A 21,575-nucleotide genomic window follows, 5' to 3' on the forward strand; every position below is an offset into this window, starting at 1 on the left:
ATTAGCCTGGGCTGGCAATCTCGGGCCCCGACCTATCAACCATGGAGGCATTCCGGCCGTGCCGACCAATGAACAGCGACGTGCCAACGCCAAGCGCAAACTCGAACGCCAGCTCGAGAAGCGCCAGAAGCAGGCCAAGAGGCGCCGGATCGTGGTGATCGCCGGGGGTTCGGTCGCGGCGGTGACCGTGATCGTCGCCGTGGTGATCGCAATCGTGAACACCAAGCACGAGAACAAGACCAACACCGCGGCGCCGACCAGCAGCACCGCCGCCAGTAGCTCCCCGGAGAGCACGACGCCCGGCCCGACGCCGGCCGTTCCGCCGCTGCCGCCGTTCAAGCCGTCGGCCAACCTGGGCGCCAACTGCCAATACCCGGCGTCGTCGGACGCGGCCGCCAAGCAGGTCAAGCCGCCACGCACCGGGAAGGTCCCGACGGACCCGGCCCAGGTGAGCGCGAGCATGTCGACCAGTCAGGGCAACATCGGGCTGATGCTGGCGAACAACGAATCACCTTGCACGGTAAACAGTTTCGCCAGCCTCATCGGCCAGAAGTACTTCGACGGCACCAAGTGCCACCGGCTGACCACCTCGGACTCGCTGGGCGTGCTGCAATGCGGCGACCCAAAGGGTGACGGCACCGGTGGCCCCGGCTACCAATTCGCCAACGAGTACCCGACCGATCAGTACCCGCCCAACGACCCCAAGGCGCAACAGCCGGTCGTCTATCCGCGCGGCACCCTGGCGATGGCCAACGCCGGACCCGGCACCAACGGCAGCCAGTTCTTCATGGTCTACAAGGACTCCCAGCTGCCGCCGCAGTACACCGTGTTCGGCACCATCCAGGCCGACGGGCTGGCCATCCTGGACAAGGTCGCCAAGGCCGGCGTCGCCGGCGGCGGCGAGGACGGGGCGCCGGCCAGCGAGGTCACCATCAAGTCGCTGCTGCTCGACTAAAGCCGCAAGGCCGCAACACCGGCCGCGGATTAGTGAGAATCACCAGACTCACTTGCTCCACCGTTTAGGGTTCGTGGGGTGAGTGTGGATCCGGAGACGTTCGGCCGCTACCAAATAATGGGGTTGCTGGGCCGGGGCGGCATGGGACGCGTGTACCGCGCCTACGATCCCGCCACCGATCGGGTCGTGGCACTCAAAGTGCTCCCGCCGCATCTGGCCGAGGACAATCAGTTCCAGCAAAGGTTCCGCCGCGAGGCACGCATCGCGGCCGGCCTCAACGATCCGCACATCGTGCCCATCCACGGCTACGGCGAGATCGACGGCCAGCTCTATGTCGACATGCGGCTGATCGAGGGGCGCGACCTAGCGGAGTACATCGTGCAAAGCGGTGGGCGCCTGTCCCCCGAGCGCACCGTCGCGGTGATCGAACAGGTTGCGGCGGCGCTGGATACGGCCCACTCGGTGGGCTTGATCCACCGTGACATCAAGCCGAAAAACATCCTGGTGACCGCCGCGCGAGATTTCGTCTACCTGATCGATTTCGGCCTCGCCCGCGCGCAGACCGACACCGAGCTCACCGGCACCGGCGCCACGATGGGCACCGTGGCGTACCTGGCGCCCGAACGGTTCAGGGGCACAACGGATCACCGCGCCGACGTGTATTCGTTGGCCTGCGTGCTCTACGAGTGCCTCACCGGTAGCCGGCCCTTCCCCGGCGACAGCCTCGAGGAGCAGCTCAACGCGCACGTGAACACGCCGCCACCGCGAGCGTCGATCATCGTGCCCGGCGTCCCGCCGGCCCTTGACGCGGTGATCGCGCGGGGCATGGCGAAGGACGTCAACGCTCGCTACCAGTCGGCGATGGAGCTCGCCGAGGCCGCCAGGGCAGCGCTGACCGCCACCGACGCGCCGCCCGTCATGCCACTCGTGGCGCCACTCGTCGCGCCGCCCTCCGCTGTGGAACCGGCGTCGCAGCCGCAGCCGGCGCCGCAGCCGCAACCGGTGCCGCAGCCGATCCCGGCGAAGAGCTTCAACAGGCGGCTGGCCCTGGGCATCGTCGGCGGGTCGCTCGTCGCGCTCGCGGCGGTGGTGGCCCTGGTCATTTCGCTGGTGACCCAGACCCACGGCTCGACGAACAACGCGGCCTCCCCCACCCCGAGCCGCGCCAGGGTCCCCGCCCGCCCGGGGTCGGCCCAGGGGCCGACGTCGGCGGCGGGCGCGACCGTGCCGCCCCTGCCGGCGTTCGCGGCCCCGCCCGACCTCGGCGCCAATTGCCAATACCCGCCGTCGCCGGATCCGGCGAGCAAGTCCGCAAACCTGCCGCCGACGGGCCGGGTCGCCACCGAACCGTCCCCGATCCACGCCGTCATCTCGACCAACTTCGGCGACATCGGCGTCCAGCTCGCCAACAACGAGTCCCCGTGCACGGTGAACAGCTTCGTCAGCCTGGCCAAGCAGGGCTTCTACGACAACACCGTGTGCGGGCGGATGATCGACGAGCCGGAGGGCGGGACCCTGCTGTTCGGCGGCCCCGACGCCGACGGCGGCGGCGGCGCCGGTTACGAATTCGCCGACGAATACCCCACCGACCAATACAAAGCCGATGACCCGGCGCTCAAGGCAACCGTGATCTATCCGCGCGGGACCCTCGCGACGGCCACCAACGGGCCCAACACCAACGGAAGCCAGTTCTTCGTGGTCTTCCGCGACGCCGAGATCGAGCCGACGTCCACCGTGTTCGGCTCCGTCGACGAGGCGGGCCTGGCCACCCTCGACAAGATCGCCAAGGTGGGGGTGGCCGGCAACCGCACCAGGGGCATGCCCACGAGCACCGTCACGATCACGTCCGTGCGCGTGGGCTAGACCACCCCCCGACTGGCTCTCCGGCGTTCCCATATTCGGCAAAGTCGCCCCATTCACTCTTCCGGCGCTCTTAGGCTTTGCGCGTGCGCTTGTCGTGGCCGCTGACCGGCCGCTCGGAGGAGACCGCAGACATCGAGGCCGCCATCTCGGCCCCGGACGCTTCCGGCATCATCGTTTACGGCGCGGCGGGCGTGGGCAAGAGCCGGCTCGCGCGTGAGGCGCTGGCCGCCGCCGAGTCGCGTGGATGCGAATGCCGCTGGGCCGCCGGGACATCTACGGCGCGCTCGATTCCGCTTGGCGCATTCTCGGCCTGGGCGCCCTCGGGTGTCACCGACACCATCCAGTTGTTGCAAGGGGTGATCGAGTCGCTGACTTCCGCATCCCGGGGCGCCACGGTGGTGTTGTGTGTCGACGACTCGCATTTCCTTGATGATCTGTCCGCATTCGTTGTGCACCAGATCGTGCAGCGCGGCGCGGCGAAAGCAATACTCACCGTCCTCGACGGTGAACCGATTCCCGCGGCGGTACAAGAAATCTGGAGGGTCGGTCAGCTCGAGCGGCTCGACCTGCGCCCGCTGTCGTTAGAAGACACCACCGCGCTCGTGTCGGCGACCCTGGGCGGACCACTGGATCCGGCTGCGGCTCAACGGCTGTGGAAGCTCACTCGCGGCAACCCTTTATATTTGCGCAACATCGTTGAGCAAGAGGTCGCCGACGGCCGGATCGTGCAGCAGCAAGGCTACTGGCGGTGGATCGGCGATCCGATAATGCCCCCGGGGCTGGTCGAATTGATCGAATCGCGCATCGGGGCCCTGCCGGCGCCGGTCGGCGATGTGATTGACGTCCTGGCCGTCGGGGAGCCGATCGAGCTGGCGGTGCTGGAGCGGCTGAGCGATCCTGCCGCTGTCGAGGAGGCCGACAGCCGCGGGCTCATCACGCTTGAGGCCGTCGCCGGAGGCATGGAAGCGCGCGTGGCGCATCCGCTCTACGGTGAGGTACGCCGCAGGCGAGGCGCGCCCACCCGGCTGCGGCGATTGCGCGGGCTGGTCGCCGCCGAGCTCGCCGCGGCCGCCGACCGCAACGACATTCAGGTCTTGGTGCGCCGCGCCGCATTGAGTCTCGACTCCGACCTCGCGCCGGACACAGATCTGCTGGTAAGGGCGGCCCACGGCGCGGTGTGGCTGGCGGATCTGCCCCTTGCCGATCGGCTTGCGGCGGCGGCCATCCGGGGCGGAGCGGGACCAGAACCGAACTTCGTTCGCGCGCACGCGCTTTCGTGGATGGGGCGTGGCGATGACGCCGAAGCGGTATTCGCCGGCATTCGCACCGGCGAGTTGACCGAAGTCGACCGTGCCAGATATGCCTTCCTACGGGCCAGCAACATGCTCTGGGCGCTGGGCGACCCGGCGCGCGCGAAAGACATCATCGACGAGGCATCCGACACCGCCTCGCCGCACGCCCGCGGCTACATCGACGCCTTCCTCACGGTGTACTGGTTTGCGACGGACCAACCGGAGCTGGCCGCGCAAGCGTCGAAAACGCTTGTGTTGGAAGACCTACCGGCCGTCGTCGGCGCCGAGATCGCCTGGGCGCTAGCCGCCATGGCCGCAGATGCGGGACGCACCACCGAGGCCGTGACAGTCGCGCAGAAGGGCTACGACCTTGCGACGCGCTTGTTCGACGCTCCGCACATGAGGTTCAACATCGGCGACGCCCATGTCGGCTCCCTACTGCTGTCGGGAGACGTCGCCGAAGCCCTGCGGGTGGCCGAGCGAGTGCGCCGCGAGGCTTCGGACCTTCCGGGAGCGGCCCAACTGCTCGGTGCGGCCGTGGCGGGCCGGGCCGCCCTGGGCGCCGGTCACCTACATTCGGCCTGTGCGTTGCTCGAGCATGCGGCGGTGGGACTGTCCGCCTCGCACGCTTCGGGCTGGGGATACCGCTATAACGTCGCGCGCGCGATGGCGCTCGCGATGTGCGGTTCGACCGCGGAGGCGGCCACCGCGCTCGCCGCCCTCGATGAACAGCGACGCCCCTTCCGATCGCTCGACTTTGAACGGAGCCTGGCGCGAGCGTGGGTGACCGCCAACCAGGGTGCCGTCAGCGCGGCCATCGCGATCGTGTTGTCGGCGGCCGAAAGATCCTCGGCCGAGGGCCGATTCGCCGAGGAGGCGGTCTGCCTGCAGACCGCTACTCAGTTCGGCGACTGTTCGGGCTTGCTCCGATTGCGCGAGCTCGAAACGCTCGTCGAGGGACCGCGCGCCCAGGTCGCCGCGAGGTTCTCGGCCGCGCTGAACGATGGCGACGCCGCCGGCTTGTCCGCGGCGTCAGAAGAATTCGAACGAATGGGTGACCTTGTTGCGGCCGTCGACGCCGCCGCCCAGGCTGCCCTCGCGTTTCGCAGCCGGGGCATGCGGGGATCGGCGCTCGCATGTGCGGCACGCGCGGGCGCACTGGCCGAAAGGTGTGGCGGTGCGTGGACTCCGGCGCTCCGTGAAGCCGACCTGCCCCTGCCGCTGACGGATCGCGAAAGGGAGATCGTCATGCTGATCGGTGAGGGGTTATCCAACCGCGAAGTCGCCGAGCGACTGACCCTTTCCGTGCGCACGGTCGAAAGTCACATCTACCGGGCCATGTCGAAGACCGGGAGCGGCAGCCGCGAGGAACTCGCATCGTTGTTGACGAGGCGCGGCGCGCACGAGGAAGTGCAGTAGTCAGCTGCTCGAAGTGCAGTAGTCGGTTACTGAGTGCCGCGACACGGCCCAGTCGCAGAGTTAAGCGATCGTGTTCCGACCGGGCGTGCTGGTAGGTGAAATCGACATGTCGTATGTTATCGCAGCGCCAGAGCTAATGACCTCGGCGGCAACGGATTTGGCAACACTCGGCTCGAACCTAAGTACGGCCCGCGCGGCCGCCGCCACCCAAACCACGAGCGTGCTGGCCGCCGCGGAGGATGAGGTGTCGGCGGCTATCGCCGTTGTGTTCTCCGCCCAAGGTCAACGGTTTCAGGCACTCGGTGCGCAGGCGGCCGCGTTTCACGAGCAGTTTGTCCAGGTGTTGAACGCGGGTGCGAGCTCCTATGTCAGCGCGGAGGCTGCGAATGTCGCCGCGTTCGGCGCCAATCCGGCGCAGACGGTTGAGCAGGATGTGCTCAACGCGATCAATGCACCCAGCCTGGCGCTGACTGGGCGCCCGCTGATCGGCAACGGCGCCAACGGGGCCCCGGGAACGGGACAGGACGGCGCCCCCGGCGGGTGGCTGCTCGGCATCGGCGGCGCCGGCGGCTCCGGCGCGCCCGGCCAAAACGGCGGTAATGGCGGCCCCTCCGGGCTGCTGGGCTTCGGCGGGCCCGGCGGGGCCGGCGGCCCGGGCACAGCGACCATGGCCGCCGGAGCCGGCGGGGCCGGCGGTAATTCCTTCGACCCGGGGTTCGGCTACGGCGGGGCCGGCGGCGCGGGTGGATTCAACGCGTTCGGGGCCGGCGGGCCCGGCGGACCTGGTGGCAACGGCGGCGGCGGCGGTCACGGTGGGGCCGGCGGCGCTGGTGGAAACGGCCTCACCGTTGGTGGGGCCGGCGGGGCCGGCGGGAACGGCGGGCTGTTTAGCGGGTTGATCGGTGCGGGCGGCGGGAACGGCGGGGCCGGCGGGTTCAGCGATGCCGGCGCCGGGGGTGCCGGCGGCGCTGGCGGCAATGCGGGTCTGCTCGCCGGTGGCGGTGGCGCCGGCGGCGCCGGCGGATCGAGCCACACCGGTACCGGCGGGGTGGGCGGGGCCGGCGGCAATGGCGCCCTGCTGTTGGGCGACGGCGGGGCAGGCGGGGCCGGCGGTACCAGCCAAACCGGGACCGGTGGCGGCGGCGGACACGGCGGCACCGGCTACCTAGTCGGCGACGGTGGCTTCGGCGGGACCGGCGGCGCCGGCGGCGCGCACGGCGGTAACGGCGGGGCCGGCGGCAACGCCGGCCTGCTTGGCCCAGGCGGGGCAGGCGGGGCCGGTGGCGCCAGCGACCTCGGCACCGGCGGGAACGGCGGAGCCGGCGGGATGTCTCTGGTGTTTAATGGCGGGCCGGGCGGCGCCGGCGGATCGAGCTTGAGTGGCGCCGGTGGGCCCGGCGGGGCCGGCGGCAACGCCCTAATGATCGGCAACGGCGGCAACGGCGGCAACGGCGGGTTCGGCACGGCGCTGGGCACCGCTGGCGCCGGTGGTGCAGGCGGGCTACTTCTGGGTGTCGACGGCTTCAACGCTCCGGCCAGCACTTCGCCCCTGCACAACCTGCAGCAGCAGGTGCTCCACGCAATCGACGCGCCCATCCAGGCAGTTACCGGGCGCCCGCTGTTCGCCAACGGCGCCCCCGGGGCGCCGGGCACCGGGGAGCCCGGCGCGCCAGGCGGGTGGCTGCTCGGCGACGGCGGTGCCGGCGGCTCGGGTGGGCCGGGTCTTCCCGGTGGTGACGGCGGTAATGGCGGGCTGTTGGCTGTGGGCGGCGCCGGCGGCGCCGGCGGAAACTCATCGACCGGCAACGGCGGGGCCGGCGGGGCCGGCGGGACCGCCGGGACCGGCAATGGCGGCGTTGGCGGCAATGGCGGGCTCACCACGGCAGCAAACGCGGTCGGCGGGGCCGGCGGGGCCGGCGGGAATAGCGGACTGACCGCGTACGGCGGGACCGGCGGGGCCGGCGGGGCCGCACTGGGCATCGGCGGGGCCGGCGGGGCTGGCGGGGCCGGCGGGACCGGTGGTCTGATCGGCGGGCTGATCACTGCGGGCGGAGGGGCCGGTGGCGTCGGCGGATACGGCACCGGCACCGGCGGTGCCGGCGGGCCCGGCGGCTACGCCAGCCCGCTCTTCGGCCATGCCGGCGCCGGCGGGGACGGCGGGGCCAGCGCGGCCGGCGCCGGCGGAGCCGGCGGAACCGGAGGGAACGCCGGCCTGGTGACAGGCGCCGGCGGAGACGGCGGGGCCGGGGGATTCGGCGCGACCGGCGGGGGCGCCGGCGGGACCGGCGGCAATGGGGCCCTGATCGGCAACGGCGGCGGCGCCGGCGGCGCCGGCGGAGACAGCTCTACCGGCACCGGCGGTGCCGGGGGGGCGGGCGGCGGCACCGGCATGCTTTTGGGGCCCGGCGGGGCCGGCGGGGCCGGCGGATTGAGCTCAACCGGCACCGGCGGGGCCGGCGGGGCCGGCGGCCAGGCCGGTCCACTACTCGTGGGCGGCGGCGGGGCCGGCGGCGCCGGCGGAGAGGGCCTAACGACCGGCGGCAACGGAGGCAACGGCGGCAACGCCGTAGCGATCCTCGGCGCCGGCGGCAACGGCGGCAACGCCGGGCTTGGCACGACCGCGGGCACCCCCGGCAGCGGCGGCACCATCGCGCTGCTCGGCGCACCCGGGCTGAACGGCTTGCCCTAGCCGCACATCTGCTGAGCCCAGGCGATGTGTCCTTCGTAGCCAAGCGATTCCGCCATGGCGCGATAGCGATCCCGGTAACCGCAGTAGGCGAAATCGTCGCCGCGAGCGCGGGCCAGCAGCGCGCGCAGCCGCAGCAGCAAGACGTCCCGTATCACCAAACCCTCGTCGGCCGGCGCCGACGCCAACCGTTCGATCGCGGTCTCAGCTTCGGCCACGTCCCCGTTGGCGGCGCGATCGAGCAGGGTCTCCACCAGAACACCGGTCGTTGGAATGCTATGCAGCAACAGTCGTCCTTCGCTAAACAGATGGTCGACGGCGGCACGCATCAGCGGTATGGCCTGATCGCGGTCCCCAGCCCGGGCCAGCTCGCGTGCCGAATAGACATTGACGAGCCAGAGGTCGCATAACGCCTGTCCCCGGGGTTGGCACAGGTCTTTGACGTCGGCCAAAAACTGCAGCCCGCGACTACGGTCGGCGGCCGTGGGGCGGTGTACCAGCGCTAGACCCAGCGTTATCTTGGCTTGGGACAACGCGAAGTCATCACCGGCGCGTTCCGCATTCTGCAGGGCATTCTCAATGTCACGCACTGCGCGATCGTCGGGGTTGAGCAGGCCGAAAATCGTGCCCGTGGAATAAGTCCAGCCGACGACCGTGGCGGCCGACATTGGATCGAATTCGGCAGCAATGGCCAGGCCGTCCCGCAGGTCGTCGCGCCACCCGAGCTGACCCAGGAACGACCGGGCCACACCACGCGCCGTAATCGCGATCGCTAGCGGCGCTCCGAAGAGGAAGTTGCCCTTAGTCGGGTCGCCGTCGGCCAGGTCGATCACTCGCTGCGACCAGCGGAGCGCGTCAACAAAGTCGACGGTCTCGGCCTTCGCATAGAGCAACGGCATAGACAGTCCCACCGCGAGGATCGGATCACCGATTGACTCGATCAACGTCCAGGCTTGCGACGCCGCCTGCGACGCTTCGCACACACGGTCCGCAAACGCGTAATCGATTATCAACCCGGCCATCCCGATGGCCAGCGACGCCTTATCCCCGGCGGCGTCGCACAACTCCCGCAATTCCTCGAACCGGGTTCCGGCCACACGTTCATAGACTCGGTAAGCGATCCCGCACAACATGGTGCGCGGAGCAATACGCATCGCTGTTCGGTTTGGGTCATCGGCCGGTAGCCCGTCGGCGATCTTCTGGGCGCGGTCCCAGCTCAGTCGCGCAGCGTTGACATCGCGGTAGGTCGCCCAGGTTGCCGCCCGCATGTGCCAGCCATAGGCGGCGTGCGAATCACCGGCGGCCTCTAGATGCGCCGCAATTAGGGCTGAATTTTCGTCAACCGCTGCGGGGTCGAGTGATTCGATCGCTGCCGCGACGCGCCGGTGCAACTCGGCACGGTCCGATTTGAGCTGTGATTCGTAGGCCACCGCACGGATCAGCGGGTGGCGGAAAGCGTACTCGGCGGTTGGGGTGAGCCGTACCTGATCGATGAGCTCCGCGCCTAGCGGCTCGTCGAGCACCGCATCGATGCCCAACGCGTCAAGCAGGTCCGCGCCGAAACGGGCGCCGATCACCGACGCCGCGTGCACGGTCCGCTTGGCCGGTGTGCTCAGGCGGTCGATGCGCGCCTCGATGGCCGTGTGCACTGTGGCCGGCACGCTCACCTCGGCCACATCGACCTGGCGCACGTAGCCACCGCGCTCGCCTGCCAACGCCCCGCTTTGGTCCAACTCGCGCACCATCTCCTCGGCGAAAAACGGGTTCCCGGCGGCCCGTTCCGCGAGCGCATCCGCCAGCTCGCCGACCGACGGATCCGAGCCCAGCAGCTCACCGATCAGCGCTGCCGTGTCCGAATCACCCAGGGGGGCAAGCGTGATCGTCTGCGCGGCGGGCACGCGGGTCAAGGCTCCCTGGTATTCGGGGCGGGCGGTGAGCAACACCATCGACGAGGTTTGCGGGATGACTGTGAGGAAGTCGGCCAGCATCGACTCGCTGACCGTGTCTATCCACTGGGCATCCTCGATGATCACCAGCGCCGGTCGGGTGCTGGCCAGCGACGCGGCGTTGATCAAGGCGGTCAACCGGCGGCGCCGCGCATCCGGGTCGATGGCGGGCAGCGGCACGTCGGGATCGGCGATGCCGAGGAGATCCTCAAGCAGCAGCAGATCCTGGGGGTCGGCGTCCGGGAGCTGCTCCCGCACCCGGGCGCGGGCGGCCTCGGCGCCGAGGTCGGCCACTCCCGTGCGCGAGCGCAGCAGCTGGGCCACCACCCGGAAGGGAACATCACCGGCGAGGGATTCGCAGTAGGTCCAAAACACCCCGACACCGCGACCGGCCGCCACGGCCGCGGTCTCGCGGGCCGTCCGGCTCTTGCCGATGCCCGGCGGCCCCACCACACCCACCACACCACCGTGGCCGCTGATCGCGCGGTCCACCAGCGCGCAAAGAGCCGCCATCTCTTGGCTGCGACCCACCAGCCTGGCCTCGGCGCGCCCGATCGGCCCATGCCGCGGACCGATTCCGATGAGCCGGCGCGTGCGAACCGGTTGGTCGATGCCCTTGACGTGCACCCACTCGGGTTCGGTCAGCGTGGCGGCATGCTCGACCAGCCGTGCTGTCGACTCCGACAGCATCACCCCACCCGGCGGCGCCACCGACTGCATCCGCTCGGCGAACCCGACCGGCTGGCCGGTCGCGGCGTACCTCGGCGACCCCGAGCCGACTTCACCGGCGATCACGCGCCCCGAATTCAGGCCCACCCGCAACCGCAGCGGCACGCCATCGCGGCGGGCCACCTCCTCAGCCAGCAGGTTCACCTCGTCCTGGATCGCCAGCGCGGCCAAACACGCCCGAAAAGCGTGATCTTCCAACGCAACTGGCGCCCCGAACAAGGCCATCAGCCCGTCACCGTAGTATTCGACCGTGCCGCCGTAGCGGCGCACGGCCGCGGCCGAGCGCTCGACGGCTTCGGTCATGATCTCTCGCCACCGCTCCATGTCCAGCGCGGTCGCGATGTCCATCGAGCGCACCATGTCGGCGAACAGCACCGTCACCTGCTTGTACTCCGCCGTTGTGCCGGGCACGGCGACCGGCGACCCGCACGCATTGCAAAACTTCGAATTCGGCGGCATTTCGATACCGCACGCACCGCAAGCCAATCCCGCCGCCGTCATGCCAGTACCACCTATCGCGGTCAAACCCCGATCCGCCAAGAATAGGGGCGTTTGGCGGCGAACAAAACGCTGAACTCCGCCCCGAGGCCCCGTTTGCAGAAATGGGTGATTCCGAATACCCGCATTCGCTGTCACGCTTGTGGTACCGCGGTGAGAACCCGAGCTCGCAAAAGGGAGGTACCACTCGTGAGGACGACGCGCGGAATTGCCGTATTCGCAATGCTCGCCGGTTTGGCGGTCGGTACAGCGGGCGCGGCCTGGGCCGACCAAACGATGATCGGCGTCTACAAAGCGAGTTGGAAGAGTTACACGCACACCCTGACATTCACTTCATGCGGCGACGGATGCGCCAATGTCGCCTGGGACAGCGGGTCCGACAGCCGGGCGACCCTGGCCAATGGCACCTGGACCATCGATGACCCGCTGATGCCCAACTCGGTCACCTGCCCGGACGGCAGTTCGGCCGCCGGAGCTGCCCACTATTCCTGGGACGCAAGCACTTTGCGCGGCGAGATGTGGAACAACTTACCGGCGGGGACGTGCGGGATACCGGAGGCCGGGGAATCCCACCACGACGTGTTCACCCTGACGAAGATCAGTTGACCCCGAAAACCTAAGCGGCGGAAGTCACCCGGTAGACGTCGTACACGCCCTCGACGTTGCGCACGACGTTGAGCAGGTGCCCGAGGTGCTTGGGGTCGCCCATCTCGAAGGTGAACCGGCTGATCGCCACGCGGTCACCCGAGGTGGTGACCGACGCCGACAGGATGTTGACCTTCTCGTCGGCCAGCACCCGCGTGATGTCCGACAGCAGCCGGTGCCGGTCGAGCGCCTCGACCTGGATGGCCACCAGAAACACCGACGACGCCGACGGCGCCCACAGCACCTCGATGATGCGTTCGGCCTGCTGTTGCAGCGACGCGGCGTTGGTGCAGTCGGTGCGGTGCACGCTGACCCCGCCGCCGCGGGTGACGAAGCCCATGATCTGGTCGCCGGGCACCGGCGTGCAGCACTTGGCCAGCTTGGTCAGCACGCCGGGCGCCCCGGGAACCGAGACGCCGACGTCGTCGCTGCTACGCGGGCGGCGCAGCATGGTGGTCGGCGTGGACCGCTCGGCGAGTTCCTCCTCGGCCTGGTCGATGCCGCCGAGCTCGGCCAGCAGCCGCTGCACGACGTGGCGGGCCGACACATGCCCCTCACCGATCGCGGTGTAGAGCGCGGACACGTCGGCGTAGTGCAGCTCGCGGGCCACCGCTGCCATCGACTCGCCGTTTACCAAGCGCTGCAACGGAAGTCCGCCGCGGCGCACCTCGCGCGCCATCGCGTCCTTGCCCGCCTCCAGCGCCTCCTCGCGGCGTTCTTTCGCGAACCATTGGCGGATCTTCGTCTTGGCGCGCGGGGACACCACGAACTGCTGCCAGTCCCGCGACGGCCCCGCGTTGGGCGCCTTGGACGTGAAAACCTCGACGACTTCCCCGTTTTCGAGCTTGCGTTCCAGCGCCACCAGCCGGCCGTTGACGCGGGCGCCGATGCAGCGGTGGCCGACCTCGGTGTGCACGGCGTAGGCGAAGTCCACCGGCGTCGACCCGGTCGGCAGCGTGATCACATCCCCCTTGGGGGTGAAGACGAAGAGCTCCTGGACCGCAAGGTCATAACGCAGCGACTCGAGGAACTCGCCGGGGTCGGCGGCCTCCCGCTGCCAGTCGAGCAGCTGGCGCATCCAGGCCATGTCGTCGATCTCGGCGGTGGCGTGCGGGTGCGGAAGCCCGTTGCGGCCCTTGGCCTCCTTGTAGCGCCAGTGCGCGGCGATGCCGTACTCGGCGGTGCGGTGCATGTCGCGGGTGCGGATCTGGATTTCCAGCGGCTTGCCCTCCGGCCCGACGACGGTGGTGTGCAGCGACTGGTACACTCCGTAGCGCGGCTGGGCGATGTAATCCTTGAACCGGCCCGCCATCGGCTGCCAAAGCGAGTGGACCACGCCGACCGCGGCGTAGCAGTCGCGGATCTCATCGCACAGGATGCGGATGCCGACCAGGTCGTGGATGTCGTCGAAGTCGCGGCCCTTGACGATCATCTTCTGATAGATCGACCAGTAGTGCTTGGGCCGGCCCTCGACCGTCGCCTTGATCTTCGACGCGTTCAGGGTGTTGACGATCTCGGTGCGGACCTTGGCCAGGTAGGTGTCGCGCGACGGAGCGCGCCCGGCGACCAGCCGCACGATCTCCTCGTACTTCTTGGGGTGCAGGATCGCGAACGACAGGTCTTCCAGTTCCCACTTGACGCTGGCCATACCCAGCCGATGTGCAAGTGGCGCAATGACTTCCAGTGTTTCGCGGGCCTTTCGGGCCTGCTTCTCCGGCGGCAGGAAGCGCATGGTGCGCATGTTGTGCAGTCGGTCGGCGACCTTGATCACCAGCACCCGCGGGTCGCGGGCCATGGCGGTGATCATCTTGCGGATGGTCTCGCCCTCGGCGGCGCTGCCCAGCACCACCCGGTCCAGCTTGGTCACGCCGTCGACGAGGTGGCCCACCTCCTCGCCGAATTCCTCGCTCAACGCCTCGATCGTGTAGCCGGTGTCCTCGACGGTGTCGTGCAGCAGCGCGGCCACCAAAGTGGTGGTGTCCATGCCCAATTCGGCCAGGATGTTCGCGACGGCCAGCGGGTGGGTGATGTAGGGGTCACCGGAGTGGCGCAGCTGGGTGGCGTGCCGCTCGTCGGCGACCTCGAACGCCCGCTGTAGCAGCTGCAGGTTCGCCTTGGGATAGATCTCCCGGTGCACCGCCACCAAGGGCTCGAGCACCGGGTTCAGCGTGCTGCGCTGGGCGGTCATGCGCCGCGCCAGCCGGGCCCGGACCCGGCGGGAGGCGCTGCTGGAGGTCTTCAGCGTCTCGGTCGGCGCCTCTGAGGGCTCGACGACCGGCGTCTCGTCGATGGGCGGCGCGACGGCCTGCGTCGTGCTCTGGTCGTCCGCCACGATTGTCACCTCCGAGGTCGAGGATATCGCTTATATCCCCGGGTTAGGCGCGGCTCAGGCTGTACACCGGCAGCGGCGCCACGGCCTCGCGGCCGCCCAGCGCGACGAGCTCCACCACCACCGCGGCCGCGGTCACGCGCCCCCCGGCGCGCCGCACCAGCCGGGCGGCCGCGCCGAGGGTGCCGCCGGTGGCGAGCACGTCGTCGATGACCACAACGTCTCGGCCGCGCAGTTCGATCCCGTCGGCCGGGATTTCCAGGGTCGCGCTGCCGTATTCCAGGTCGTAGCGCTCGGCGTGCACCGGCGGCGGCAGCTTGCCGGCCTTGCGGATCGCCAGCACGCCGGTGCCCAGTCGGCCGGCGACGGCCGCGGCGACCAGGAACCCGCGGGAGTCGATGCCGGCGACCAGGTCGGCGCCGGACGCGACGTCGGCCAGCGCGTCGACGACCGCGTTCATCCCGTCCCGGTCGGCGAACAACGGGGTGAGGTCCTTGAACTGCACGCCGGGCTGCGGGAAATCGGCGACGTCGCGGGTCAGCGACGCGATCAGGTCGGCCAACGGGACGCCCGTCACTCGACCAGCGCCCATCGATCCATGTTCCAGCCCGCCCCCCACCGCGTCGGATTCCTGCTCACGGCGTACATCTTCTTCGATGTCAGCAGCGTGCGCTGCTGCCGGTACAGCGGCAGGGTCGGCATGTCGGCCCACAGCAGGGGGGCCGCCTGCGCCAGCAGCCTGACCCGCTCGGCCGGGTCGGCCGACACCACCAGCGCGCTGATCGCCCCGTCGACCTGGGGATTGCTGTAGCCGGACAGGTTGTTGCCGTTGCCGCTGTGCAGGGCGTAGGCGTCCATGGCCGACGAGCCCGTCGACCCGCTGCCGGTGGCCCCGCCGGTGCTGGCCAGCAGCACGTCGATCTTGCCGTCGCGCAGCGCCTGGGGCCCGGAGGTGTCCAGCGGGACGCCGGTGACGGTGATGCCGGCCGCCTCGCAGGACTTGGTGATCGTCCCGACGGTGACCGCCAGCCGCGCGTTGGGCCCCTGGTAGCCGATCCGCACCGGCAGCGGCGCGCCGCCCAGCGCGTCGCGGGCGGCGGCGGGGTCGGCCTTGCCGAACGGGCCGGCTTCGGCGGCGCCCTCCCCGGCCGCGATCGCGTCCTCGGTGGCCGGCTGCAGGCGGGAATTGGCGATCGCCGCCCCGGCGTCGTGCGCGATCGTGTCGCGCGGCGTGCAGAACGCGAACGCGCGGCGGGCCTTTTGCTGCGCCAGCGGCCCCTGCGGCGCGAAGATCAGCTGCTCGATGCCGTCCGACGGCGAGTCGGCGCGTTCGTAGTTGTCCGGGGTGGCCAGCGCGCCGGAGGAACCGGCCGCGACGTCGACGACGTCGACGCTGCGGCCGTTGACCCGGTCCTGGATGTCAGGCCCCTGCGGCCACACCGTGATCCGCTTGGTGACCGGCTTGGGGCCCCACCACCGGTCGTTGGCGACGAGCACCACCGCGCCGCCGTCCAGGATTCGCTCGATCTTGTACGGCCCCGACGACGGGAAGCGCTTGACGTCGGCTCCGGGCTTGAGGTCCCAGCCGGTGTTCCACAGCTTGGCGATCTGCGCCACCAGCGGCCCGTTGTTGCTGAGCAGCGCCGCGGTGACGTCGACGTTGAGCTGGTCGGCGATCACGTGCGACGGCATCATCGAGGTCGCGGCGAACAGTTGGGCGTAGTCGACGACGGCGCGGTCGGGGGCGAAGGACACCCGGGCCTTCTTCTGGCCGGGGATGCACTCGACGTTGGCGATGTCGACGTAGCCGGCCTGGCTGGCGGCGTCGAAGCCGGGAAACCGGCCGGACTGGGCCGCCCACGCCAGCACCAGGTCGTCGCAGGTCACCGGCTTGCCGTCGCTGTAGACGGCGTTGTCGGCGATCTGGTAGTCCAGCACCAGCGGCGACCCGCCCACGACCGAGACGGAGCCGAAGTCGCGGTCGGCGACCACCTGGCCGTCGGGGCCGTGATACCCGAAGCCGGTGAGGGTGCGGGCGAAGGCCTGCGCTCCCGCCGACGCGGCGCCGACGACGGTGTTGGTGTTGTAGCTGGCCAGCGGGCCGTCGACCACGTAGTCGACGTTCGAGGCGGCGCTGCCCGAGCACCCCGTCAGCGCGAAGGCCACCAGCAGCGTCGCCGCCAACGCAGCCGCCGCGGTTCCCCTCAGGTTCCCCCGGCCGGCCCGCACCATCCGGCCTACCGCCGGCCCGCGTTTCGCTTGCCGGTCGGGCGCCGGGTCCCGGTGGGGCGCACCGGGCGCGCGCCGGGCGCCGGCTTGCTCGGGGCGGCCTTGGCGGGGGCCTCGGGGGCCTCCGCGGCCTCGGGCGCCTCCGAAGCCTCCTCTTCGGCCGTGGGCTCTTCGCCGGACGACTCGGAGATCTCGACCGCCGAGTCGTCGGAGCGGGTGCGCCGCTTGAGGACCCGGCGGGTGTGGGTGCGCACCAGCTCGGTGCGTTCGCGCAGGGTGACCAGCAGCGGGGTGGCGAAGAAGATCGACGAGTAGGTGCCGACCAGGATGCCGACCAGCTGGACCAGCGCCAGGTCCTTCAGCGTGCCGACGCCCAGCAGCCACACCGCCACGACCATCAGCGCCAGCACCGGCAGCACGCTGATCAGGCTGGTGTTGATCGAGCGCATGAACGTCTGGTTGATCGCCAGGTTGGCGTGCTCGGCGAAGGTGCGCCGGTTGGTGTGCTGGAAGTCGCGGGTGTTCTCCTCGACCTTGTCGAACACGATGACGGTGTCGTAGAGCGAGAAACCCAGAATGGTCAGCAGCCCGATGACGGTTGCCGGGCTGACCTCGAAGCCGACCAGTGAGTAGATGCCCGCGGTGACGGTCAGGTCGAAGACCATGGTGGTCAGCGCGGAGATCGCCATGTAGCGCTCGTAGCGGATCGTGATGTACAAGCTGACCAGCGTCAGGAACACCACGAGCGCGATCAGCGCCTTCTTGGTGATCTGGTCGCCCCAGGTCTCCGACACCGCCGAGTCGCTGATGGCCTGCTTGCTCGGCTTGCCGTCGGCGCCCTTCGGCTGGAAGGCGTCGAACAGGGCGTTGCGCAGCTTGGTGGTCTGGTCGTTGGTCAGGGTCTCCGAACGGATCTGCACCGTCGCCGAGGCGCCGTTGCCGACGATGACGACCGACTCCGCGTCCTTGCCGATGGTCTTCGCGAAGACCTCGGACACCTGCGCGGTCTGCGCGTTACCCCGCGGCATCGAGACGGTGGTGCCGCCCTTGAAGTCGATCCCGAAGATAAAGCCGCGCAGCACAATGCTGAGGACCGCGACCGCGACGATCGCGCCGCTGATCCCGTACCACAGCCGGCGCCGCCCGATGACCTCGAACGCGCCCGTGCCCGTGTAGAGCCGGGAGATGAAATTGTGGTGCGGCAGCTGGGCGCTGTCGGCCAGCGCGGTCGCGTCCTTGGCGGCGCTCATGCCCTATCCCCGTCCCGTCTTCACGTCCGCGGCCCGGCGTTCGCGCGCGACCTGCTGCACGGCGCCCAGGCCGTTGTAGGCCGGCTTGGCCAGCGTCGCCGACTGGGACGCCAGGTAGACCAGCGGCCAGGTCACCAGGAACACCACCACGGTGTCCAGCAGCGTGGTGAGGCCCAGGGTGAAGGCGAAGCCCCGCACCTGCCCGATCGCCAGGGCGTAGAGCACCGCGGCGGCCAGGAAGGTGACGGCGTTGCCCGACAGGATCGTCCGGCGCGCCCGCACCCAGCCCCGCGGCACCGCCGACCGGAACGAACGGCCCTCGCGGATCTCGTCTTTGATGCGTTCGAAGAACACCACGAACGAGTCGGCGGTGGTGCCGATGCCGATGATCAGGCCGGCGATGCCCGCCAGATCCAGGGTGTAGTTGATCTGGCGGCCCAGGATCACCAGGATCGCGAAAACCATTGCACCGGAAGCGGCTAGCGACAAGGCGGTGAGCAAACCCAACACCCGGTAGTAGAGCAACGAGTACAGCAGAACCAGGACCAGGCCGATCGCACCGGCGAGCAGACCGGCCCGCAGCGAGGTCAATCCCAGTGTCGCCGAAACGGTTTGGGCCTCCGAGGATTCGAAGGACAGCGGCAGCGACCCGTACTTCAGGACGTTGGCCAGCTGCTTGGCGGTGGAGGCGTTGAACGGCGGCTGGCCGCCGGAGATCTGGGTGCGCCCGCCGGGGATGGCCTCCTGGATCATCGGGGCGCTGACCACCTGGGAGTCCAGCGTGAACGCGGTCTGGGTGCCCACGTGGGCGGCGGTGAAGTCCGCCCAGGTGTTGGCCGCCGCCGGCTTGAACTGCAGGTCGACGACGTAGCCGATGCCGCGCTGGTTCTGGCTCGACGTGGCGTCCGCGATCTGGTCGCCGCTGATGATCGACGGCCCCAGCAGGTAGGCGACCTTGTGGTCGGTCGAGCAGGTCACCAGCGGCAGCGCCGGGTCGTCGTTGCCGGCCAGGATGTCGTCTTTATCGCATTGGGTCGCCTGGAACTGCAGCGCGAGGAACTGGATGCCCTGGCGGGTGCTCTGCCGCCACGTCTTCTCCTCGGAGATGCGCTCGGCCAGGTCCTTGCGCGGGTCCGGCGGCGCGGGCGCCTCCGGCGGCGGTGCGGGCGCCTCGGGCGCCGGTGCCGGTGCCGGGCTGGGCGGCGGGGGCGGGTCCTGCGGATAGGGCCGCGGTTGCGGGCGCGGCGCCGGCTGCCCAGGCGGCGCCGGCTGCGCCGGTTGCGCGGGCTGCTGGCCGGGCGCCGGCTGGGGCTGCGCCCCGCCGGGCTGGCCGGGCGCCGGCCCGCCCGGAGCACCCTGGGCAGGCGGCTTGGGCTGCGCGGGCTGCGCCGGCATCGAGTTGAGCACCGGCCGGATGTAGAGGCGAGCGGTTTGGCCCAGGTTGCGGGCCTCGTTGCCCTCGTTGCCGGGCACCGTGATGACCAGGTTGTCGCCGTCCACCACGACTTCCGAACCGGACACGCCCAGCCCGTTGACCCGCGCGCTGATGATCTGCTGCGCCTGCGCCAGCGCCTCCCGGCTGGGCCGGGAACCGTCGGGCGTGCGGGCGGTCAGCGTCACCCGGGTGCCGCCCCTCAGGTCGATGCCGAGCTTGGGCGCGGCCCGCTTGTCACCCGTGAGAAACACCGCAAGGTAGACGCCGACCAGCAGCAACAGAAACACCGACAGGTAGCGGACAGGGTGCACCGGCGCCGATGACGATGCCACTTTCCTCGTATCTCCTCGCGAATCGGTTTCTTGCCCCGGCCGAGCCTAGAAAAGCCTACGTGCCTGTCGCCTACCGGCCCGGGTCGGTCAGCCCGTCGGATTCCTCCAAGTCGTCGGCGCCGTCGTCGTCGCCGAACTCGTGGGCCCCGGTGGGCTCCTCGGGCAGGATCTTGTCGCGCACGGCCAGCTTCATCCACGTGGTGACTACGCCGGAGGCGATCTCCAGGTCGACGGTGTCGTCGGTGATGGCGACGACGGTGGCTTCCAGCCCGGACGTGGTGTGCACCCGGTCCCCGGGGCGCAACGAGTCGTGCAGGTCGATGGTGGCCTGCATCGCCTTCTTCTGCCGGCGCCCCTGCAAATAAATGAAGCCGACCATGATGAGCACGAACGGCAAAAACATGACCAAACTATTCATCGCGCCTTATCTCTCTTATGCGGCATTCCGGGGCTCGAAACGACCAGTAACGGCCAGTGTGCCAGCACCCCGGGTGGCCAATGACTGGCCCCGCTGAGTCGCGGTGAACCAGATAGGCTTGACGCGCGACGTGACACTCGCGCCGCGGTGAGGAGGACGTCGTGGCCAGCCTCGAGCAGACTCGCCAGCTGGTCACCGAAATCCCCGGTCCCACATCGCTGGAACTCAACAAGCGCCGGGCCGCGGCGGTGTCCCACGGCGTCAACGTCTCGCTGCCGGTCTACGTCACGCGCGCCGGCGGCGGCATCGTCGAGGACGTCGACGGCAACCGGCTCATCGACCTTGGCTCCGGCATCGCGGTCACCACGATCGGCAACTCGTCGCCGCGGGTGGTGGACGCGGTGCGCGCGCAGGTCGACGACTTCACGCACACCTGCTTCATGGTGACGCCGTACGAGGAGTACGTCGCCGTCGCCGAGGAGCTCAACCGGATCACCCCGGGCTCCGGCGAAAAGCGCTCGGTGTTGTTCAACTCCGGCGCCGAGGCGGTCGAGAACGCCGTCAAGACCGCGCGCGCCTACACCCGCAAGCCGGCCGTGGTGGCGTTCAACCACGCCTACCACGGGCGCACCAACCTGGCGATGGCGCTCACCGCCAAGTCCATGCCCTACAAGAGCGGCTTCGGGCCGTTCGCCCCGGAGATCTACCGCGCCCCGCTGTCCTATCCCTATCGGGACGGCCTGCTCGACAAGGAACTGGCCACCGACGGCGCGAAGGCCGCCGCGCGGACGATCCGGGTGATCGAGGGCCAGGTCGGCGCGGAGAGCCTGGCCGCCGTCCTGATCGAGCCGATCCAGGGCGAGGGCGGGTTCATCGTTCCGGCCGAGGGATTCCTGCCCACGTTGCTGGATTGGTGCCGCCGCAACGACGTGGTGTTCATCGCCGACGAGGTGCAAACCGGGTTCGCGCGCACCGGCGCGATGTTCGCCTGCGAGCACGAGGGCGCGGCCGGCCTGGAGCCCGACCTGATCTGCACGGCCAAGGGCATCGCCGACGGGCTGCCGCTGTCGGCGGTGACCGGCCGGGCCGAAATCGTGGACGCACCCCACGTCGGCGGTTTGGGCGGCACGTTCGGCGGCAACCCGATCGCTTGTGCTGCTGCACTGGCCACCATCGAGACCATCGAGAGCGACGGCCTGATCGAGCGGGCGCGGCAGTTGGAACGGCTGATCACCGAACCGCTGCTGCGGCTGCAGGCGTCCGACGACCGGATCGGTGACGTTCGTGGTCGCGGCGCGATGATCGCCGTGGAGCTGGTGAACTCGGGGACGTCGGACCCCGATCCCGAACTGACCCAAGCGCTTTCGAAGGCGGCCGCCGCGGCCGGGGTCATCGTGCTGACGTGCGGGATGTACGGCAACGTGATCCGGCTGCTGCCGCCGCTGACCATCAGCGACGAGCTGCTGACCGAGGGCCTCGACACCCTGACCGGTCTCCTCGCCGACCTCTAGCGCGTGTGCAAGGTCACACCGCCAACGGGATCATTGAG

13 protein-coding genes are annotated in these 21,575 nt (G+C 70.0%); 6 read left to right on the plus strand and 7 right to left on the minus strand.

Going from position 1 to position 21,575, the window contains the following annotated elements:
* Positions 1-58 precede the first annotated feature (58 nt).
* The 4 genes from AC5Y7V_RS21110 (at position 59) to AC5Y7V_RS21125 (ending at position 8,218) form a co-directional block, all read left to right on the plus strand.
* Complete coding sequence (locus AC5Y7V_RS21110) at positions 59-955, plus strand: peptidylprolyl isomerase (RefSeq protein ID WP_499881980.1); 897 nt, start codon at positions 59-61, stop codon at positions 953-955.
* A 78-nt stretch (positions 956-1,033) separates the two neighbouring features.
* Positions 1,034-2,818 carry a protein kinase domain-containing protein gene (locus AC5Y7V_RS21115; protein ID WP_499881981.1) on the plus strand — a complete coding sequence of 595 codons (1,785 nt, stop codon included), beginning with the start codon at positions 1,034-1,036 and terminating at the stop codon, positions 2,816-2,818.
* 83 nt (positions 2,819-2,901) lie between these two features.
* Positions 2,902-5,529, plus strand: a complete 2,628-nt coding sequence (locus AC5Y7V_RS21120; protein WP_499881982.1) for a helix-turn-helix transcriptional regulator — start codon at positions 2,902-2,904, stop codon at positions 5,527-5,529.
* Between the two features lie 106 nt (positions 5,530-5,635).
* Positions 5,636-8,218: a PE family protein gene (locus tag AC5Y7V_RS21125; RefSeq protein ID WP_499881983.1), complete on the plus strand. Its 2,583-nt coding sequence runs from the start codon at positions 5,636-5,638 to the stop codon at positions 8,216-8,218.
* On the opposite strand, the gene AC5Y7V_RS21130 is transcribed toward AC5Y7V_RS21125, so the two are convergent.
* Positions 8,215-11,391: an AAA family ATPase gene (locus AC5Y7V_RS21130; RefSeq protein ID WP_499881984.1), complete on the minus strand. Its 3,177-nt coding sequence runs from the start codon at positions 11,389-11,391 to the stop codon at positions 8,215-8,217. The genes AC5Y7V_RS21125 and AC5Y7V_RS21130 overlap by 4 nt on opposite strands.
* A gap of 219 nt (positions 11,392-11,610) precedes the next feature.
* On the opposite strand from AC5Y7V_RS21130, the gene AC5Y7V_RS21135 reads away from it, so the two are divergent.
* Positions 11,611-11,994, plus strand: a complete 384-nt coding sequence (locus tag AC5Y7V_RS21135; protein WP_499881985.1) for a hypothetical protein — start codon at positions 11,611-11,613, stop codon at positions 11,992-11,994.
* A 10-nt stretch (positions 11,995-12,004) separates the two neighbouring features.
* On the opposite strand, the gene AC5Y7V_RS21140 is transcribed toward AC5Y7V_RS21135, so the two are convergent.
* The 6 genes from AC5Y7V_RS21140 to yajC all read right to left on the minus strand — a co-directional run bounded on the left by AC5Y7V_RS21140 (position 12,005) and on the right by yajC (position 20,026).
* Complete coding sequence (locus AC5Y7V_RS21140) at positions 12,005-14,365, minus strand: RelA/SpoT family protein (RefSeq protein WP_499881986.1); 2,361 nt, start codon at positions 14,363-14,365, stop codon at positions 12,005-12,007.
* Between the two features lie 43 nt (positions 14,366-14,408).
* The gene (locus AC5Y7V_RS21145; RefSeq protein WP_499881987.1) at positions 14,409-14,954 is read right to left on the minus strand and encodes an adenine phosphoribosyltransferase; all 546 of its coding nucleotides are present in this window, start codon (positions 14,952-14,954) and stop codon (positions 14,409-14,411) included.
* Complete coding sequence (locus AC5Y7V_RS21150; RefSeq protein WP_499881988.1) at positions 14,936-16,594, minus strand: ABC transporter substrate-binding protein; 1,659 nt, start codon at positions 16,592-16,594, stop codon at positions 14,936-14,938. The genes AC5Y7V_RS21145 and AC5Y7V_RS21150 overlap by 19 nt, the downstream gene beginning before the upstream one ends.
* Positions 16,595-16,599: 5 nt before the next feature.
* Positions 16,600-17,841 (minus strand): protein translocase subunit SecF, encoded by a 1,242-nt coding sequence (gene secF, locus AC5Y7V_RS21155; RefSeq protein WP_499881989.1) that lies wholly within the window; start codon positions 17,839-17,841, stop codon positions 16,600-16,602.
* 3 nt (positions 17,842-17,844) lie between these two features.
* Positions 17,845-19,608: a protein translocase subunit SecD gene (gene secD, locus AC5Y7V_RS21160; protein ID WP_499881990.1), complete on the minus strand. Its 1,764-nt coding sequence runs from the start codon at positions 19,606-19,608 to the stop codon at positions 17,845-17,847.
* A 70-nt stretch (positions 19,609-19,678) separates the two neighbouring features.
* Complete coding sequence (gene yajC, locus AC5Y7V_RS21165) at positions 19,679-20,026, minus strand: preprotein translocase subunit YajC (protein ID WP_499881991.1); 348 nt, start codon at positions 20,024-20,026, stop codon at positions 19,679-19,681.
* 161 nt (positions 20,027-20,187) lie between these two features.
* Between yajC and gabT the strand changes: the two genes are divergently transcribed.
* The gene (gabT, locus tag AC5Y7V_RS21170; RefSeq protein ID WP_499881992.1) at positions 20,188-21,537 is read left to right on the plus strand and encodes a 4-aminobutyrate--2-oxoglutarate transaminase; all 1,350 of its coding nucleotides are present in this window, start codon (positions 20,188-20,190) and stop codon (positions 21,535-21,537) included.
* The last annotated feature ends 38 nt before the right edge of the window (positions 21,538-21,575 follow it).

The organism is Mycobacterium sp. NGS34, from assembly GCF_059812845.1.

Coding starts and splice junctions, on each gene's coding strand:
- AC5Y7V_RS21125 (WP_499881983.1), top strand. CDS start 5,636: ATGTCGTATGTTATCGCAGCGCCAGAGCTAATGACCTCGGCGGCAACG.
- AC5Y7V_RS21130 (WP_499881984.1), bottom strand. CDS start 11,391: ATGACGGCGGCGGGATTGGCTTGCGGTGCGTGCGGTATCGAAATGCCG.
- AC5Y7V_RS21135 (WP_499881985.1), top strand. CDS start 11,611: ATGCTCGCCGGTTTGGCGGTCGGTACAGCGGGCGCGGCCTGGGCCGAC.
- AC5Y7V_RS21145 (WP_499881987.1), bottom strand. CDS start 14,954: ATGGGCGCTGGTCGAGTGACGGGCGTCCCGTTGGCCGACCTGATCGCG.
- AC5Y7V_RS21150 (WP_499881988.1), bottom strand. CDS start 16,594: ATGGTGCGGGCCGGCCGGGGGAACCTGAGGGGAACCGCGGCGGCTGCG.
- secF (WP_499881989.1), bottom strand. CDS start 17,841: ATGAGCGCCGCCAAGGACGCGACCGCGCTGGCCGACAGCGCCCAGCTG.
- yajC (WP_499881991.1), bottom strand. CDS start 20,026: ATGAATAGTTTGGTCATGTTTTTGCCGTTCGTGCTCATCATGGTCGGC.